Here is a 17,260-nt window from a genome sequence, read left to right as displayed (position 1 = left end):
CCTGCTAGCTACGAGGCGGCTTGGCCCCTACCCCGACCGGACTTTCACCGGCTAGTTGTACCCAGCTTTGCTAGGCGCGCACGGACTCAGATACCGTTATTTGGCAGGAAGATGCGCTTTGGAAAATGTAACGGACTTGAGCGACCTTATACCGCATTCTTGGGCGATAAATGAAGCCGTTTCATGACAATAGCGACTCTCCTGTCCGTTAACAGTGAAAAGGGATCCGTTTCATCGAAATAAGAGCTCCCGTGTCCGTTAGGCTGCGTCTTCGGCTAACAAAAAAAGAATCCCCGAACGAATCGGGGATTCCGCAAGCCCGGCCGTCTTACATGCCGAGCCATTTTTTGAACAAGTGCTTCGTCGTATCTTTGTTGATCGCCGCGATCGAGGTCGTCAGCGGAATGCCCTTCGGGCAAGAGCGGACGCAGTTCTGCGAGTTGCCGCAGCCTTCGATGCCGCCGTCGGTCATGAGCGCGTCCAGACGCTCTTCCTTGTTCATCTCGCCAGTCGGATGCGCGTTGAACAATCGAACCTGGGAGATGGCCGCCGGGCCGATAAAGCTGTTGCGGTCGTTCACGTTCGGGCAAGACTCGAGGCATACGCCGCAGGTCATGCATTTGGACAGCTCGTATGCCCATTGACGCTTCGTTTCCGCCATGCGCGGACCGGGACCCAGATCGTACGTACCGTCGATCGGAATCCACGCCTTCACGCGCTTGAGCGCGCCGAACATGCGCTCGCGGTTAATGACGAGGTCGCGGACAACCGGGAAGGTGCGCATCGGCTCCAATCGGATCGGCTGCTCCAGCTTGTCGATAAGCGCGCTGCACGCCTGGCGAGGCTTGCCGTTAATAACCATGGAGCAAGCGCCGCATACTTCTTCCAAACAGTTCGAATCCCAGCATACGGGAGCCGTTTTCGCTCCGTCCGCTTTAGTCGGGTTGCGCTGAATTTCCATCAGGCCGCTGATCACATTCATATTGGCGCGGTACGGAATTTCAAACTCTTCCGTATACGGCTTCGAATCGGGAGTATCTTGGCGCGTAATGATAAACTTAACCGTTTTAGTTGCGACAGTCGTGTCAGCCATCGTTATTCTCCTTTCTTCTTATCGCTCGAGTAGTCGCGTTTGCGAGGCTTGATCAAGCTAACGTCGATATCCTCGTACGAAATTTGAGGGCCTTCCGCCGTCCATTTCGCAATCGTCGACTTCATGAACTGATCGTCGTCGCGATCCGGGAATTCCGGCTTATAGTGAGCGCCGCGGCTCTCGTTGCGCATAAGGGCGCCCAACGTCATCGCTTCGGAAAGCTCAAGCATGTTCCATAATTGACGAGTAAAGGCGACACCTGCATTGTTCCAGCCCGCCGTATCGTTGATGTTGATGCTCGCGTAGCGCTGCTTCAGCTCTTTGATCTTGTTGATTGTCGCTTCCAGCTTATCGTTGAAGCGAACGACCGTCATATTGTTCGTCATCCATTCGCCAAGCTCCTTGTGAATGACGTACGCGTTCTCAGTGCCGTTCATTTTGACAATGCTGTTATACTTGTCCGTCTGACGCTTCGTTTCGCGGTCGAATACGGAGGCAGCGACGTCCTCGGCCGATTTCTTAAGACCTTTGATGTATTCGACGGCTTTCGGTCCGGCTACCATGCCGCCATAAATGGCGGACAGCAGCGAGTTTGCGCCCAGACGGTTCGCGCCATGGTATTGATACTCGCACTCGCCGGCTGCGAACAGCCCCGGAATATTCGTCATTTGGTTGTAGTCGACCCACATGCCGCCCATCGAGTAATGCACAGCAGGGAAAATCTTCATCGGAATTTTGCGCGGGTCGTCGCCCATGAACTTCTCGTAAATTTCGATGATGCCGCCGAGCTTCACGTCAAGCTCCTTCGGATCCTTGTGGGATAGGTCAAGGTATACCATGTTCTCGCCGTTAATGCCGAGCTTCTGATCGACGCACACGCTGAATATTTCGCGGGTCGCGATGTCGCGCGGAACGAGATTGCCGTAAGCCGGATATTTCTCCTCAAGGAAATACCAAGGCTTGCCGTCCTTGTAAGTCCAGATCCGTCCGCCTTCGCCGCGCGCCGATTCCGACATCAAGCGAAGCTTGTCGTCGCCCGGAATAGCCGTCGGGTGAATTTGGATGAATTCGCCGTTCGCGTAGTGGACGCCCTGCTGATAAACGGCGCTTGCAGCGGTTCCCGTATTAATGACCGAGTTAGTCGTTTTGCCGAAAATAATGCCGGGACCTCCGGAAGCCAAAATAACCGCATCCGCGCGAACCGTATGAATTTCCATCGAACGGAGATCCTGCGCCGATACGCCGCGGCAGACGCCGTCGTCATCGACTACTGCGCCGAGAAATTCCCAATGCTCGAATTTGTTGACTAATCCTGCCGCTTCCCACCGGCGAACCTGCTCATCCAATGCGTAAAGCAGCTGTTGTCCCGTCGTTGCGCCGGCGAACGCCGTACGCGAATGCTTTGTACCGCCGAACCGGCGGAAGTCGAGCAAGCCCTCGGACGTGCGGCTGAACATAACGCCCATCCGGTCCATCAGGTGGATGATGCCCGGCGCGGCGTCGCACATCGCCTTGACCGGAGGCTGGTTCGCGAGGAAGTCGCCGCCGTATACCGTGTCGTCAAAGTGCTCCCACGGAGAGTCGCCTTCCCCTTTCGTATTAACGGCGCCGTTGATGCCGCCTTGCGCGCAGACGGAATGGGAACGTTTGACCGGCACGAGGGAAAACAGATCCACGTGCACGCCCGCTTCCGCCGCTTTGATGGTCGCCATCAAGCCGGCCAGGCCGCCGCCAACGATGATGATTTTATTTTTTGCCATTACGTTTCGCTCCTTGTCTACAAACTAACCGATATTCGTAAATGCCAGCGCGGCATTCTCAGCTTCCTTGAATTCGTCGCCGCTGAACGCGACGAGCGACAGAATGAACAACGCGGAAACGATAACAAAAACGCCCATGCAAATGTACGAGGAAATGCGCTGCGCCTTAGGGCCGATCGTAATTCCCCAGCTGACGAGAAACGCCCACAGTCCGTTGCTGAAATGGAATATGGCCGCGAGCACGCCGATCACGTAAAGCACGAAGTATACGGGATTGCTGGCGATATGGTTCATCGTCGAGCCGAGCTCTTCATGCGTCAGGTTGCCGAGATAAATTTGCATCCTCGTTTGGTATACGTGCCAGAATACGAATACGAAGGTGATTACCCCCGTCACCCGCTGCGCGGTAAACGCCCAGTTCCGGCCGTATTGGAAGCGTCCCGTATTCGAGTTCGACTGGTATGCGACGTATAAGCCGTAAATGCCATGGAACAATAGCGGGAGGTAAATGCCGAAAATCTCGAGCAGCGGCAGCACGGGCAAGCTGTTGATGAAATGCACGCCCTTGGCGAAGCCTTCGGGTCCGCGTTCAAACGCCTGGTAGTTGGTCAGACCGTGCACGACGATAAAGCCGCCGAGCGGAATGATCCCGAGCAGCGAATGAAGCTTGCGCGAGAAATACGAATTTCCTTTCATGTGTCATTCCTTCTCCTTTCAAGTCTCTCTTGCGTTTTCTTTACAAATCATTCTACATTGTAACCCCAGCATGTACCTCCGTCAACAAAACTCGACACACATTAGTCACACTTCCCATCCTACTCCTTTTCGGCTTATAATGGAATTGCTTATTTTTTATAATTTCTTATAACGAAATGACATAAGGAGCACCTTCAATGAATGAAGAGATGCATGTATTTACCGTCATCGTCGAGCAATCGAGCATGAACAAAGCGTCGGCGCTGCTCAACCTGTCCCAGCCCGCCCTGTCGCGCAAAATCGCCAAGCTCGAGCAGGAGATCGGAGCTCCGCTCTTCCGGCGCATCGGCAAGCGGCTCGAATTGACGCGCATCGGCCAGCTGACCTATGAATACGCGATCGAGCTTCGCCGGCTTCACCGCAAATATTTGCAGAATGTCTCCGAGGTGACGGCGACCGGCTATACGACGCTTACGATCGGCGCCAGTTTGACGACGCTTCAGACGACGCTGCCGGATTTGATCCAGTCCTTGACGAGCGCCCATCCCGAGATCGAGATCAAGGCGGTAACCGGCAAAACGCATGAGATCGTCTCGCTCGTCCGCGACCATAAAGCCGACATCGGCATCGTCGCCTCCAGCATCGAGGATTCCACGCTGCGCTGCATTCCGTTGTTCGAGGACCATCTCTCCCTCGTCCTTCCCCGGAATCAGGTCATTACCGACAAAGGAACGCTGGGCATCCAGGACCTGACCGGCATGCCGATGATTCTGTTCTCCAAAGGAACCTGGTACCGCCTGCTCACGGACGAGCTGTTCGACAAGTATCATCTGCAGCCGGACGTACGCATGGAGATCGACTCCTTCGAGGCGATTTTGCGGCTTCTCCATACATGCCGGGCCGCAACGCTCCTTCCTCACTCCTATATGCGCCACGAGCTGCTTGAGGATAACGAACTCATCATCGTCCCGATCAGGGAGCTGGAGGACACGAAGCGGACGACCTCGCTCATCCACGCCGACTCGGCCGCCATCACCCCGTCGGTCAGGCTTTGGATCGACGAGCTGCCGGCGCGCCTGCCAACGCAGAAGGACAGCAGCTATTAATCGGCTGCTGTCCTTCATTTTTTCCAATCTATCGCTTGGCAATCCCTATGAGCCGCTTCTACTTTATAACGGTCGCCTCGAAATGCTCGATCTGGTCGTTCGTCCCGATAATGACCATCACGTCGCGCTCCGTCAGCACGTCCGCGGCCGTCGGCGCAATGATGATGCCGCCGGGCTTATTGATCGCGACGATGCTGCAGCCGAATTTCGCGCGCGGATTCAGATCGTGCAGCGACTTGCCGTTCAGGCATTTCGGCACCGCAAGCTCGGCGATCGTGTACTCCTTGGACAGCTCGATATAATCGAGCAGGTTCGGCGAAACGAGCTGATGCGCGACCCGAATGCCCATGTCGCGCTCGGGGTAGACGACGCGGTCGACGCCGATTTTCTCGAGCACCCGCCCGTGAAGCTCCGTCATCGCCTTCGCGACCACTTTCTTCACGCCCAAATCCTTCAATAAAATGGTCGTAAGGATGCTCGCCTGTATGTCGTCGCCGATCGCCACGACGCCGCAATCGAAATTGCGGACGCCGAGGGAACGCAGAGCCTCCTCGTCCGTGCAGTCGGCGGAAACCGCGAACGTCAGCTCGCCGCTCATCTCCTGCACCGCTTCCTCGTCCTTATCGATTCCGAGTACTTCGTGGCCAAGGCCGACGAGCTCGCGTCCGAGGCTCGAGCCGAATCTTCCCAATCCTACGATGACAAACTGATTTTTTTTGTTCCCCACTTGCCCTATCTCCTAACCGATCGTAATTTTTCCTTCCGGATGCCGGTACAATTCCTTCTCCGCACGCGGTCCGAGCGCGTATGCCAGCGTCAAGGGACCAAGCCTTCCGGCGAACATCGTCAATATGATGATGATTTTGCCCGCTTCGCTTAATTCGGGCGTTAAGCCGAGCGAAAGCCCGACCGTCGCGAAAGCGGACGTTGCTTCAAACAAGATGACCAGGAACGAATGATCCTCCAGCATGGACAGCAGCATCGTAACGACAATGACTAGCCCAAGACAGAGCATCGTAATGGTGAGCGCCTTGAAAATGCGATCCTTGCCCAGCCGATGCCGGAAAAGGATAATATCCTCGCGGCCCCTGATCATTGAAAACACGGCGCCGATCAGCACGGCGAACGTCGTCGTCTTGATGCCTCCCCCGGTGGACCCCGGCGAAGCTCCGATAAACATTAACAATATAATGAGGAATTGGGTCGCCTGACGGAGGACGGTCAAATCGATCGAGTTATATCCGGCCGTCCTCGGCATAACCGCCTGGAATAAGGAAGAAAATAATTTGCCTCCCCAATCAAGCGAGCCCAGCGTCAAGTGATTCGTAAATTCGAAAATAAAGAAAACGAGCGTGCCGACCGCGATCAATGACCCCGTCATCGTAAGCACGACTTTGCTGTGAAGCGACAGCTTGCGCTTCTTGCGGAATTCGAGCAGATCCGACATGACGACGAATCCGAGTCCACCGAATACGACCAGCAAAATCGCGGTAAGATTAACGATCGGATCGGATGTATATAAGGTCAAGCTTCTGAAATCGCCGAATATGTCGAAGCCGGCGTTATTGAATGCGGAGATGGAGTGAAACGCTCCGAAAAACATCGCTTTGCCAAGCGGCATATCGAACGCGAATCGGGCGGAAAATAAGGCGGCTCCGATCAGCTCGATCGACAGTGAATAAACGATGACCCGGCGGATGAGCCGCACGATGCCTTCCATGCTCGTCTGATTCATCGCCTCCTGCAAAATAAGGCGTTCGCGAAGCGAAATCTTCTTGCGCAGCACGAGCGCGATGAGCGTCGCCATCGTCATGAAGCCGAGCCCGCCAAGCTGGATGAGACACATTAAAATAATCTGCCCGGCCACAGAAAAATAAGTGCCGGAATCGACCACGACAAGCCCCGTTACGCAAGTGGCCGAAGTGGCGGTGAACAAGGCGTCGATAAACGGCAGCCGCACTCCCGTCGCCGACGCGAACGGAAGCGACAGCAAGAAGGCGCCGAGCAAAATGATTAGAGCGAAGCCGCTGACCAATATGCGGGGCGGCGACCATTTCCATACTTTCCAAGCCTCTTTCATGCGTTCAACCTTCTTTTAAGCGATTTTCTATCGAAGCTTAACGGCCGCGTCCGAGCACAAAAAAAAGCACCGGAAACTCCGTGCTTATGCGACGAGTCCTGTTCCACTGGCGCCTACGAGGTTAGCTGACGGATTCGGGCCTGGACAGGCGGCCCTATCCCGCTCTTTCGTTTGTGAGCGGAAATTCACCCCTTGCCGCCGCATATTAACGGAATTGATATCTACCGTTACATCGGTTTGCGACAGCTTTATGGTTCCCCCGTTTTCCTTCGGAAATTCGGCTGCTTGATTCAATTGGTATGACGTTACGATTATAATCCGAAAGGCTTCCCAAGATAAAGCAGGTTATGGGGACAAAAAGGGCGAAATCCACTCAAAAACGGGCAACGATGCGGTGCAGCCTGCGCCAAGCTTGTCGGACATCGTTATTTCGCATCTTTTTGAAAGAAAAGAACTCTTTTTTCAATGGATAAATCAGGGATTAATATGATAATGTAAGAAATAGGTTGTTTCAACAATAAGTCCCCGAGGTGAACAGATGATTGATTCGATTAAGCCGAAGGAATGGAGACGGTTCATATGGGCTGCCGCTATGTGCTTCGTGATTTACGTAAGCATGGACATCGTCCCGCTTATCAATTCCATCGCTTCCGGCGAGTACGATCCGCATGTCATGGAGAAATCCGCCGCGGAGGAGAGGGCGGCGGCGTTCGCCGAAGAGGAGACGGGTCTAGCGGTCAAATCGGCAAAAGCCGTGCATCAAACCGATAAGATCATGAACGGCTATTTGTCCAAGGAAGAGCTCGTCGACGACTATGCCGACCAATACGATTCCCGCTTCCCGACGGACACGTACCAGGTCGATCTCAAGTTCGAGCAGGGCGGCACCGGCTTCGTGTACGTACATATGCAGAACGAAGCGATCGCCGCTTGGCATTTCCTGATCGACGGGCAAGCGATGACCGAGTCCGAGATCGCTTCGGAGGCGGCAAGCTTCCTGAAGGAGCAAGGCTTCCGCGAGCAAGAGCTGCAGGGCGGCAGGCTGTACGAGAACGGCGTATGGAGCGTATCGCCGTCCGGCTACGTCTTGAAGGACGCCGCGCTCAACGTCGACGTCAGCGTTCTCTCGATCGACGGCCGTGCGGTCGTCACCCAATACAAACCGGCATTCGCCGCGCCTCCCGATTATGTCGCTTACGTGGCCGATCAAGATCGGATTGCCGGCTTCCTGACGGGCTTCGGCTATTTGTTCATGAGCTTCGTGCTCGGCGTGCTGGCGATCATTTATGCCGTCTTGTACCGCAAGTTCACGTCGTTTAAATACGGGATCATCTTGACGGTCATTTATTTCGTTACGTATATTATCATGAATTTGAATATTCTAGACGGCATCCGGGCATCGCTCGGAGAGAATGGAATGGCCGATCAGACCGTAACGTTCACCGCCATCTTCACCGTCGCGCTCACGATCCCGATGGCCGGGTCGATCTACGTGTCGCTCGTCGCGGGCGACGGGCTCTGGAAAGCGCAGGGACGCGACTTGTGGCCGCGTTTCGGACAGCCGGGCTACGGCGACTATGTATGGCGCAGCATGGGCTTGTCTTATTTGTTCGCGGTCATCCTGTTCGCTCTGCAATCCGTTATTTTTCTCGGATTGAAGTTCGCGATCGGCACTTGGGATACGACAGACGCCACGCAATCCCCGTACAACATGGGCGTTCTGTGGCTGATGCCCGTGCTTGCCTGGGCGGCTGCGATTTCCGAGGAAGCCGTGTTCCGTTTCTTCGGCATCGGCCTGTTCCGCAGATGGTTCAGGAACACGTTCGCGGCCGCGATTCTGCCGACGTTCTTCTGGGCGCTCGGCCACGTCATGTACCCGTTCTACCCGTCCACGACCCGGCTAATCGAGCTGATGATCATCGGCCTCGTATTCAGCTATATTTTCGTCAGATACGGGCTCGTGACGTCCATGTTCACCCATGCGATCTTCAACAGCGCGGCGGTCGGCATTTCCTTGCTCACGATCGGTTCGGCTCCGAATATCGTTTCGGCCGTGCTGTTCGCCGTATTGCCGGTGCCGATCGCCTACGCAATCAAATATTTGAGCGGCAGAAAAGAAAAGAAGCCGTCCGTCAGGACGACTCCTCCCGTAGCGCGGCAATAATTTGCGACGCCAGTTTTTCGCCGATCGAGAGAGGCCTGAAGTCTTCGACGGAGGCCTCTTTTATTTTTTTGACCGAGCCGAAATGTTTGAGCAGCAGCTTGCGCCGCTTCTCGCCGATGCCCGGAATCGAATCGAGCTTCGATTCGACCATCGACTTGCCTCGCTGCTCGCGGTGGAACGTAATCGCGAACCGGTGAACCTCGTCCTGGATGCGCTGCAGCAAATAGAACTCCTGGCTGTCGCGCGACAGCGGCACGATCTCCGCCGGATCGCCGGTCATCAGCTGCGCCGTCTTATGCTTCGCGTCCTTCACGAGGCCGCATACCGGGATGAACAGACCCAGCTCGTTCTCCAGCACGTCGAGGGCGGCCGATATTTGCCCCTTGCCTCCGTCGACCACGATCAGGTCCGGCAGCTGCAGGTTTTCCTTCAACACCCGTTCGTAACGCCGCCTGATCACTTCGCGCATCGTTTCGTAGTCGTCGGGTCCCTGGACCGTTTTGACTTTGTATTTGCGGTATTCCTTCCTGTCCGGCTTGCCGTCGGTGAAGACGACCATCGCCGATACCGGGTTCGTCCCTTGAATGTTCGAGTTGTCGAACGCCTCGATGCGGCGAACTTCCTCAAGCCCCAGCCAGCCTGCGAGCGACTCCGAAGCCTTGACGCTTCGCTCCTCGTCGCGCTCGATCAGGCGGAACTTCTCCTCCAGCATCACCTTCGCGTTGTCCGTCGCCATCGAGACGACTTCGCTCTTGCGGCCGCGCTGCGGCATATGCACCTTAACCTTGAGCCAGCTATGCAGCGACGCCGTTACTTCGTCCGCCCGCGAGCCCGCAGGCTCGTCGGCTTCGGCCGTATTCTGCTCAGGCGGCGTAGGCAGCAAAATTTGCTTCGGCAGCGCCGGGTTATCGCTGTAATACTGCGTCACGAATGTCATGAAATCGTCGTATTCTTCCCCGTAATAAGGAAACGTCGTGCCCCGGCGTTCGATCAGCTTGCCTTTGCGCATGTACAAAATTTGGACGCACATCCAGCCCTTGTCCACCGCATAACCGAAAATGTCGCGGTCCAGCGCGTCCGACATCGTAATTTTCTGCTTCTCCATCACTTCGTCGATGGCGACCAGCTGATCGCGGAGTTCCTTGGCCCGCTCGAATTCGAGCGCCTCGGCCGCCTCCTCCATCTTGCGCTGAAGCTCGGCCTTCACGACGTCCTGCCCGCCGTTCAAGAAACGGGTAATTTCCTGGACCATCCGGTCGTATTCCGCCTGCTCCACCGGATATTCGCACGGCGCGATGCACTGCCCGATATGATAATACAGACAGACCTTGTCCGGCAGCGTCTTGCACTTGCGGAGCGGATACAGCCGGTCGAGCAGCTTCTTCGTCTGCTGCGCCGCGAACGCGTTCGGGTAAGGGCCGAAGTACTTTCCTTTATCCTTCACGATGCGCCGCGTAATTTCCAGCTTCGGATGCTTCTCGTTCGTAATTTTAATATACGGAAACGATTTGTCGTCCTTCAGCAGGACGTTATAACGAGGATGATGCTGCTTGATCAGGTTGCACTCCAGAATGAGCGCCTCCATGTTGCTCGAAGTGACGATAAATTCGAAATCGCGAATTTCCGACACGAGCCGCTGCGTCTTCCCGTTATGGCTTCCGTTGAAATAAGACCGGACCCGGTTTTTGAGCACCTTCGCTTTGCCGACGTATATGATGGCGCCGTCGCCGTTCTTCATCAAGTAGCAGCCCGGCTGATCCGGGAGCAGCGCCAGCTTGTTCCTTATATTTTCCTTCGCTTCGGCAAGCCGCTTCTCGGCCTGCCGCTGATCCAACTCTTCCATGCCTCTCCCTCCGACTCCCGTTTCTACTGATCACATTTTAGCATAGATGAAGGACAGTTTGCCTTACAATTGTCACCGGTAATCGCTTTACAATTGCTCGTGTGATTGGGTATACTAATTAAAGCTGAATTAACCGATACTACATATATGCTGCCGCTTGCGGCCGCGATTTGAAGAATTCGGGCTTTCAAGGAGGACGTCTGCGATGGAACACGTAAGAGACCCGCGCGAACATATTAACGAAGAGCCGCGCCATGACTTGATGGATGTCGTTTTCGGCTTTGGCGGCATGCTTGCCTTCATGACCGTTATTTTTGCCGTAGCCGTAATCGTAAAATTCATCATCACCCCGTAAAAGAAAAAGAGCAGCCGGCTGCTCTTTTTTTTGTGCAAACATAGAGCTGTCCCGAAAGGTCGCTTCATGACCTCTTGAGACAGCTCCTTGTCTAGAATCGAAATGCCGGCTACTGGACGATGCGCAGCGTCTCCCCGTTCGATGCTTGCTCGCGGGGCTTCGATTGCTGCTCGGATGGAGACTGCTGCTTCTGAGAGGGTCCGTCATATCGCGTTCTCTCCGTTCGGTCAATCTGGACGATTCGCCCGTCATGCACCGTAATCGTGACCTGCCCGTACTGAAGCCCGTTCACTTGATTCGCGATCCGCTCCAGCCATTGTTGATCCACTTCCAACGGTTTTGCCATTCGAAATCCCTCCAGTTATCATTCTAAACATCGATTAGCCGATCGGCCGCTGCCGGCCCGTCTTCCATTCCACGATGCTCTTGACGACGAGCGTAACGACCGCGAGCATGACGAGCAGCGAGGCGACCGCGAACGAAGCGGAGAATTGATACTCGTTGTACAAAATTTCCACGTGAAGCGGCAGCGTGTTCGTCTCGCCCCTGATATGCCCGGAGACGACGGATACGGCGCCGAATTCGCCCATCGCCCTCGCGTTGCATAGGATAACGCCGTACAGCAAGCCCCACTTGATGTTCGGGACCGTCACCCGCCAAAATATTTGCCAGCCCTTCGCTCCAAGGCTCGCCGCCGCTTCCTCCTCCTGCACGCCCTGCGCCTGCATGAGCGGAATCAGCTCCCGCGCGACGAACGGAACCGTTACGAAGACGGTCGCCAGCACGATGCCCGGCACGGCGAATATGATTTGAATGCCCCTCTCGTCGAGCCACGGCCCGAGAAAACCTTGCGCTCCGAAGAGCAGCACGTAGATGAGGCCGGATATGACCGGGGAGACGGCAAACGGCAAGTCGATCAGCGTAATGAGTATGTTTTTGCCGCGAAACCGGAATTTGCTGATCGCCCAAGCGGCCGCGATCCCGAAGACCGTATTGACCGGCACGGCGATGACGGCTACCAGAAGCGTCAGCTTCAGCGCCGACAACGCATCCGGCTCCGTTATCGAATCGATGTAAACGTCCGCGCCTTTCTTGAACGCTTCGACGAACACCGACGCGAGCGGCAGCAAGACGACCAGTCCGAGAAACAGAAAAGCAATGCCGATAAGGATCCACTTGACGGGGCCCGATTCCGTAATAGGCTTCGGCCGTCTTGCGGCCTCATCCGACGCGTGTACCGTTATGGCTCCTGCCATCGTTCGCTCCTCCTTTAATCCGCAACCGCGCGGCGGTTCATTCGCCACTGCAGTACGTTAATGACGAGCAGCATGAGGAAGGAGACGACGAGCATGACCAGCGCGATGGCGGTAGCGCCCGCGTAATCGTACTGCTCCAGCTTCGTCATGATGAGCAGCGGGGCGATCTCGGTCTTCATCGGCATATTGCCGGAGATGAAGACGACCGAGCCGTACTCGCCGATGCCCCTTGCGAACGCCAGCGCGAACCCGGTTACGAGCGCCGGCGTCAGCTCGGGCAAAATAACCTTCCGGAACGTGCGCAGCCGGTACGCCCCCAGCATGACCGCCGCTTCTTCCGTTTCTTGGTCCAAATCCTGCAGCACCGGCTGCACGGTACGGACGACGAACGGCAGTCCGATAAAGATCAGGGCGATCGTAATGCCGACCGGCGAATAGGCGATCTTGACGCCGAGCGGCTCCAGCAGCGATCCGATCCAGCCGTTCGGCGCGTAGATCGCCGTCAGCGCAATCCCGGCAACCGCGGTCGGCAGCGCGAACGGCAGGTCGACGAGGCTGTCGACGAGCTTCTTGCCCGGGAACCGGTACCGTACGAGCACCCAGGCGATGATCAGGCCGAATACCGCGTTGACGAGGCCGGCGGCGAATGCCGTTACGAAGCTGACCCGATAGGACGCAAGCACCCGGGCGCTCGTAACCGTGCTCCAAAATTCCGGCCAGCTGAGCTCTGCCGTGCGGAAGAACACGGCAACCAGCGGGATCAGGACGATCAGGCTCAAATAGAACAACGTGAAGCCAAGCGATAAGCCAAAACCCGGCAGAACGTTGCGGTTACGGGGCTTGGAACCTTTCATGTGAAGTCAGCTCCAATCTCTGCGGTCATGGCCTTACGATCCAGGCGCGTATATTTGGTCAAATATGCCGCCGTCCGCAAAATGCTTCGTCTGCGCTTCCTTCCATCCGCCGAAATCCTTGTCGATCGACAGCAGCTCCAGCGCTTTGAACTGCTCCGCGTATTTCGCCGCGACCGTCTCGGAGATCGGGCGGTAGTAATTTTTGGCCGCGATTTCCTGGCCTTCCTCCGTGTACAAATATTGCAAGTAAGCTTCCGCCGCCTCGCGCGTTCCGCGCTCGTCTACCACCTTATCCACGACGGCGACCGGCGGTTCCGCCAAAATGCTGAGCGACGGATAGACGATCTCGAATTTATCCGGTCCGAGCTCGTTGATCGACAGGAACGCTTCGTTCTCCCATGCGAGCAGGACGTCGCCGATACCGCGTTCGACGAACGTCGTCGTCGAGCCGCGCGCGCCCGAATCGAGAACCGGCACATGCTTGAACAGCTCGGCAACGAATTGCTGCGCCTTCGCTTCGTCGCCGCCGTTCCGCTTCAGGGCATAGCCCCAGGCGGCTAGATAGTTCCAGCGCGCGCCGCCCGACGTTTTCGGATTCGGCGTAATGACTTCGACGCCGTCTTTGATCAGGTCGTTCCAATCCTTGATGCCCTTCGGGTTCCCTTTGCGGACGAGAAATACGATCGTCGACGTATACGGCGAGCTGTTATGCTCGAATTGCGACTGCCAATCCGCCTCGATCAAGCCCGGCTCGACGATCGCGTCGATATCGTAGCCCAGCGCCAGCGTGACGACATCCGCTTTGAGCCCGTCGATGACGGCGCGGCCTTGCTTGCCCGATCCGCCATGGGACTGCTTGACCGTGACGTCCTGCCCCGTCTCCGCTTTCCAATGCTTGGCGAACGCCTCGTTGAATTCGACGTACAGCTCGCGGGTCGGATCGTACGATACGTTCAGCAGCTCCACAGGAGGCTTCGGTTCCTGCTCCGGAGCCGCGTTCGACGGGGTCGACTCACCGGCCGGTTGATTCGTTTCACGATTATTTCCGGCATTGCCGCCGCCTTGGCCGCATGCGGCGAGCGTGAGCGCCAATGCCAGCAGGATAACGACGGAACGAACTTGAGTAAGCTTTTTCATCATGCCATAACACCCCTTATTTAATGTGACAGGCTCGTAGATCCGCGCTCCGTTCATCCTTCGATGAGCCGATCGCTTGTTCTACCGTCAGTTAGGTGTCTACTCCGGTTCGTCCGGTCGTTAATCACTATTCCTACCTGTTTAGTTGGTTATGGATGAATATTACCAGCGGACCGGCCGGACTGTCAATACATAATTTAAAAAAATGATCAATCCCATAAACAACGCTTATATCGCCCCAAAAAACGAAAAAAGCTTCAGCGGGCCCATTCCCTGCCGGGATCGGCCCATTGAAGCTTCTTCCAACGCTTATTTGCGTCCGCGTTTGTTCTCGCCCGTTACCATCACGACCTCGACGTACGGCCGGATGCGGTCCATAATTCGCTGCCCCTTGTGCAGCTCGTCGCCGTCCTTGCTCGTAAAGCTGAAATGGCGCTCCAACGCGTCAAGCTCGTAATTCGACGTATAGAAGGTCGGCTTGCGCTGCATCCGGTAATTCAGGATGGCGCCCAGCACGTGGTCGCGCACCCAAGGATTCAAATTCTCGGCGCCGATATCGTCGAAAATAAGCAAATCCGTCTCCTTCATCATCTCGACCGTTTCCTTCAGCTTGCCGGGCTCATGCATGAGCGATTTCAAATCTTCGACGAAGTCGGGCATGTAGACGATGACGCCGGAATAGCCCGCCTTCGCCAGCTCCTGCAGCATATAGCACATCAGAAACGTCTTGCCCGTTCCGAACTGCCCGGCCAGATAGAGCCCCTCTTCCTGCAGGCCGTGCTCCTTCGTCCGGTCGATGTATCGGAGCAGCTGCCCGACGGCTTTGGCCCGCTCCAAGTCATTCGTCAATATCTCATCCGAAGAGTAGCCTCTCCTCAGCGCCTTCTCGTCGATATAGAAGCTGCGGATCCGGCTCCGGATCCGCTCCTCCTTCTGGCGCGCCGTAAACTTCTTGCAGGCCACCTTGCGGTCGTGAAGCTGGGGGTAGCCGTACGAAGTGTCGCAGCCGAGCATCGTATAATGCCCCTCGAAATCGTTCGGGCACCGTTCAAGTCCCGGACAATCGGAACAGTTCCGGTATTCGGTCACGTATTGATAGACGCGGCTCATATTGATCTTGATCGTATGGTCGTCCAGCTCCGGGTATTTCGCCCGCAGCTTCGCCACGAGCGGCTCCGCAAGCAGCTCCGCGAGCTTCTGCTCGGCCTGCTCCGTTATCGTCCGGCCTGTCGGCCACGCTTTCAGCATCTCGCCCAAAGATTCCATTGCCCGCTCCCCCCGCTTCGCTTAGTTTCCGTCCAATTTGCGCGCCAGCTTGCGCAGCTCCTCCAGCTCCGCGGCCGACACGGCCGAGCCCGTACGCCCGTCCTGCACGATCGGAATTTCCGGCTTGCGCGCCGCGCCGCGCGCGCCTCCCCTGCCGCTCCCTTTGCCCGCATAGCCGCCGCGGCCGCCGTAACCGGCCGGCGCATCCTTGCGGCGTTCCTTCTCCTGCTCCATCTGCGTCTGCTCCCTGACGTACTGGACCGCCTTCTCGAACGTGTCGACCTGCTTCACCAGCATGTTGGACGCAACCGCTTCGAGGAACGTCTTCGTTACCCGCTGGGCGTCGTTCGCGCCGATGACGTAATGAATGAGCACGTTAATGACGGGAGCCGCGAGCTTATAGTTGATATCGATTCGCTCAAACGCCCGCTCGATCCAATCCGGTACCGCGCCGGGGAAAAACCGCTGCAAAAACCTCGTATGCGGCTCGTTGCGCATCAGCATGTTATATTGCTGGATGTCGCATCGGCCGCTCAGCTGATTCGGCACCTGCAGGAAATCCTGTTCCCGGACCTCGTATTCCTCGGCCAGCTCGTCCGCGCCATCCGGCTCGCCCGCGGTCTGCTTCGTCCTTGCAAGCGCACGCTGCCGGTCGCCTTCCCGTTTCTTGTCCTGCCGGTACAGCTGATTCGCTCTCAGCTGCATTTCGTCGACCTGCAGCTCGCCGCTGCCGCCGAAGATGCCGTCCTCATCGAGAAGACGGCATACGTCGGTTACGGTCAGATTGTATTTATAGGCAACGTAATTCACCTGCGCCAGCTGCTCCTCGTCGCCGCGGAGCCGCTCGACGAAACGCCGGTTCGCCGAATTGCGGGGAAAGCGCAATATGATCTCGCCGTACGGGATGCCCGCCGTTGCCGGCGCGGCCCGCTCCGATGGTTGCCGCGAAGGGGCGACCTCCGTCAGCGCCTGCTCCAATTCGTCGTCTACCGACTGCATGTTCAGCTTGAACAACTCGTAGAACGGCACCGAAATGTTCTCCTTCGCCAGCTCGGCGCCGGCCAGCTCGTCCGGCTCTCCCGCGCCGAACGATTCGCGCAGGGCGATGACCGCATACTTGCCGACCTTGTCGCGCAGCAGCATCGCAAGATGCATATTGCGGAAAAATTCCGCCGGCGAGAGCGGCTCGGCCAGCTCGTATTCGTAAATGACGTCAGCGTTGTCCGGCACGGCCAGCCTCGAGGTCTGCAGCAAGCCGACCGCTTCAAGCTTCGAGGCCTGCTCGATCAAATACCGGCGCCCCCGCTCGTTCATCTCGAGCCCGAGACCGAGGAACAGCTTCCTCTGCGGCTCCAGGGGCGAATATCCGGCATACCCTTCCGCGATGCCGTGGTACAGCTGCTGATAGAAGGCGACGGCGAAGGCACCGATCATCGGCTGATAGATGAGCGACAACATTTTATAGTCCAGGCTGCTGAGCGAAAAATCGCGGAATATGTAATAACGGTGGTGTTCCGTGTACTGCAAAAGATTATGGATGCGCATTGCACCGACTCCATCCCTAGCTTTCTCTCTATCATTTTAGCATAAATAAGGCCTATGCGGTGCGAGTCGAAAAATAGAAAAATCCCCCGAACGAGGGATTTCTCA

The 17,260-nt window shown here is 56.6% G+C and carries 15 protein-coding genes and 1 riboswitch; of the genes, 3 read left to right on the top strand and 12 right to left on the bottom strand.

Annotated features, from left to right (window positions below; all coding sequences use genetic code 11):
* Nucleotides 1-328: 328 nt before the first annotated feature.
* Genes sdhB through IDH41_RS06140 form a run of 3 tightly spaced genes read right to left on the bottom strand, consistent with a single transcriptional unit; the run spans nucleotide 329 to nucleotide 3,549 of the window.
* On the bottom strand, nucleotides 329-1,093 hold the full coding sequence (sdhB, locus tag IDH41_RS06150) for a succinate dehydrogenase iron-sulfur subunit (protein WP_190859224.1): 765 nt from the start codon (nucleotides 1,091-1,093) through the stop codon (nucleotides 329-331).
* A 2-nt stretch (nucleotides 1,094-1,095) separates the two neighbouring features.
* Nucleotides 1,096-2,853: a succinate dehydrogenase flavoprotein subunit gene (gene sdhA, locus IDH41_RS06145; protein ID WP_190859222.1), complete on the bottom strand. Its 1,758-nt coding sequence runs from the start codon at nucleotides 2,851-2,853 to the stop codon at nucleotides 1,096-1,098.
* A 24-nt stretch (nucleotides 2,854-2,877) separates the two neighbouring features.
* Complete coding sequence (locus IDH41_RS06140; protein WP_190859220.1) at nucleotides 2,878-3,549, bottom strand: succinate dehydrogenase cytochrome b558 subunit; 672 nt, start codon at nucleotides 3,547-3,549, stop codon at nucleotides 2,878-2,880.
* A 197-nt stretch (nucleotides 3,550-3,746) separates the two neighbouring features.
* Here IDH41_RS06140 and IDH41_RS06135 point away from each other — a divergent pair, with 197 nt between their 5' ends.
* Nucleotides 3,747-4,655 (top strand): LysR family transcriptional regulator, encoded by a 909-nt coding sequence (locus tag IDH41_RS06135; protein WP_190859219.1) that lies wholly within the window; start codon nucleotides 3,747-3,749, stop codon nucleotides 4,653-4,655.
* Between the two features lie 58 nt (nucleotides 4,656-4,713).
* Here IDH41_RS06135 and IDH41_RS06130 read toward each other — a convergent pair whose 3' ends face one another.
* Nucleotides 4,714-5,382 (bottom strand): potassium channel family protein, encoded by a 669-nt coding sequence (locus IDH41_RS06130; RefSeq protein WP_190859218.1) that lies wholly within the window; start codon nucleotides 5,380-5,382, stop codon nucleotides 4,714-4,716.
* Nucleotides 5,383-5,394: 12 nt separating this feature from the next.
* Nucleotides 5,395-6,735, bottom strand: a complete 1,341-nt coding sequence (locus tag IDH41_RS06125; RefSeq protein WP_190859217.1) for a TrkH family potassium uptake protein — start codon at nucleotides 6,733-6,735, stop codon at nucleotides 5,395-5,397.
* A 95-nt stretch (nucleotides 6,736-6,830) separates the two neighbouring features.
* Nucleotides 6,831-7,028, bottom strand: a riboswitch (cyclic di-AMP (ydaO/yuaA leader).
* Nucleotides 7,029-7,273: 245 nt separating this feature from the next.
* Between IDH41_RS06125 and IDH41_RS06120 the strand changes: the two genes are divergently transcribed.
* Nucleotides 7,274-8,899 (top strand): CPBP family glutamic-type intramembrane protease, encoded by a 1,626-nt coding sequence (locus IDH41_RS06120; RefSeq protein WP_190859216.1) that lies wholly within the window; start codon nucleotides 7,274-7,276, stop codon nucleotides 8,897-8,899.
* Here IDH41_RS06120 and uvrC read toward each other — a convergent pair.
* Nucleotides 8,868-10,742, bottom strand: coding sequence for an excinuclease ABC subunit UvrC (gene uvrC, locus IDH41_RS06115; RefSeq protein ID WP_190859215.1), 1,875 nt, complete (start codon nucleotides 10,740-10,742; stop codon nucleotides 8,868-8,870). The two genes, IDH41_RS06120 and uvrC, sit on opposite strands and share 32 nt — an antisense overlap.
* 205 nt (nucleotides 10,743-10,947) lie before the next feature.
* On the opposite strand from uvrC, the gene IDH41_RS06110 reads away from it, so the two are divergent.
* On the top strand, nucleotides 10,948-11,097 hold the full coding sequence (locus tag IDH41_RS06110) for a YqzM family protein (RefSeq protein WP_190859214.1): 150 nt from the start codon (nucleotides 10,948-10,950) through the stop codon (nucleotides 11,095-11,097).
* A 109-nt stretch (nucleotides 11,098-11,206) separates the two neighbouring features.
* Here the strand turns inward: IDH41_RS06110 and IDH41_RS06105 are convergent, their stop codons facing one another.
* The 6 genes from IDH41_RS06105 to IDH41_RS06080 all read right to left on the bottom strand — a co-directional run bounded on the left by IDH41_RS06105 (nucleotide 11,207) and on the right by IDH41_RS06080 (nucleotide 17,155).
* The gene (locus tag IDH41_RS06105) at nucleotides 11,207-11,443 is read right to left on the bottom strand and encodes a YezD family protein (protein ID WP_190859213.1); all 237 of its coding nucleotides are present in this window, start codon (nucleotides 11,441-11,443) and stop codon (nucleotides 11,207-11,209) included.
* A gap of 34 nt (nucleotides 11,444-11,477) precedes the next feature.
* A complete protein-coding gene (gene cysW, locus IDH41_RS06100; RefSeq protein ID WP_190859212.1) occupies nucleotides 11,478-12,353 on the bottom strand; it encodes a sulfate ABC transporter permease subunit CysW in 876 nt (291 codons plus the stop codon).
* 14 nt (nucleotides 12,354-12,367) lie between these two features.
* Entirely contained in the window at nucleotides 12,368-13,207 is an 840-nt protein-coding gene (gene cysT, locus IDH41_RS06095) for a sulfate ABC transporter permease subunit CysT (RefSeq protein WP_190859210.1), read from the bottom strand.
* Nucleotides 13,208-13,240: 33 nt separating this feature from the next.
* Nucleotides 13,241-14,347 carry a sulfate ABC transporter substrate-binding protein gene (locus tag IDH41_RS06090; protein ID WP_397327519.1) on the bottom strand — a complete coding sequence of 369 codons (1,107 nt, stop codon included), beginning with the start codon at nucleotides 14,345-14,347 and terminating at the stop codon, nucleotides 13,241-13,243.
* Between the two features lie 306 nt (nucleotides 14,348-14,653).
* On the bottom strand, nucleotides 14,654-15,610 hold the full coding sequence (dnaI, locus tag IDH41_RS06085; RefSeq protein ID WP_190859208.1) for a primosomal protein DnaI: 957 nt from the start codon (nucleotides 15,608-15,610) through the stop codon (nucleotides 14,654-14,656).
* A gap of 21 nt (nucleotides 15,611-15,631) precedes the next feature.
* The gene (locus IDH41_RS06080) at nucleotides 15,632-17,155 is read right to left on the bottom strand and encodes a replication initiation and membrane attachment family protein (RefSeq protein WP_190859206.1); all 1,524 of its coding nucleotides are present in this window, start codon (nucleotides 17,153-17,155) and stop codon (nucleotides 15,632-15,634) included.
* Nucleotides 17,156-17,260: the final 105 nt, after the last annotated feature.

Source organism: Paenibacillus arenilitoris (assembly GCF_014705655.1).
GTDB classification, from domain to species: domain Bacteria; phylum Bacillota; class Bacilli; order Paenibacillales; family Paenibacillaceae; genus Pristimantibacillus; species Pristimantibacillus arenilitoris.
The sequence above is the reverse complement of the archived record's forward strand: the minus strand, read 5'-3'. Positions and strand labels throughout refer to the sequence as shown.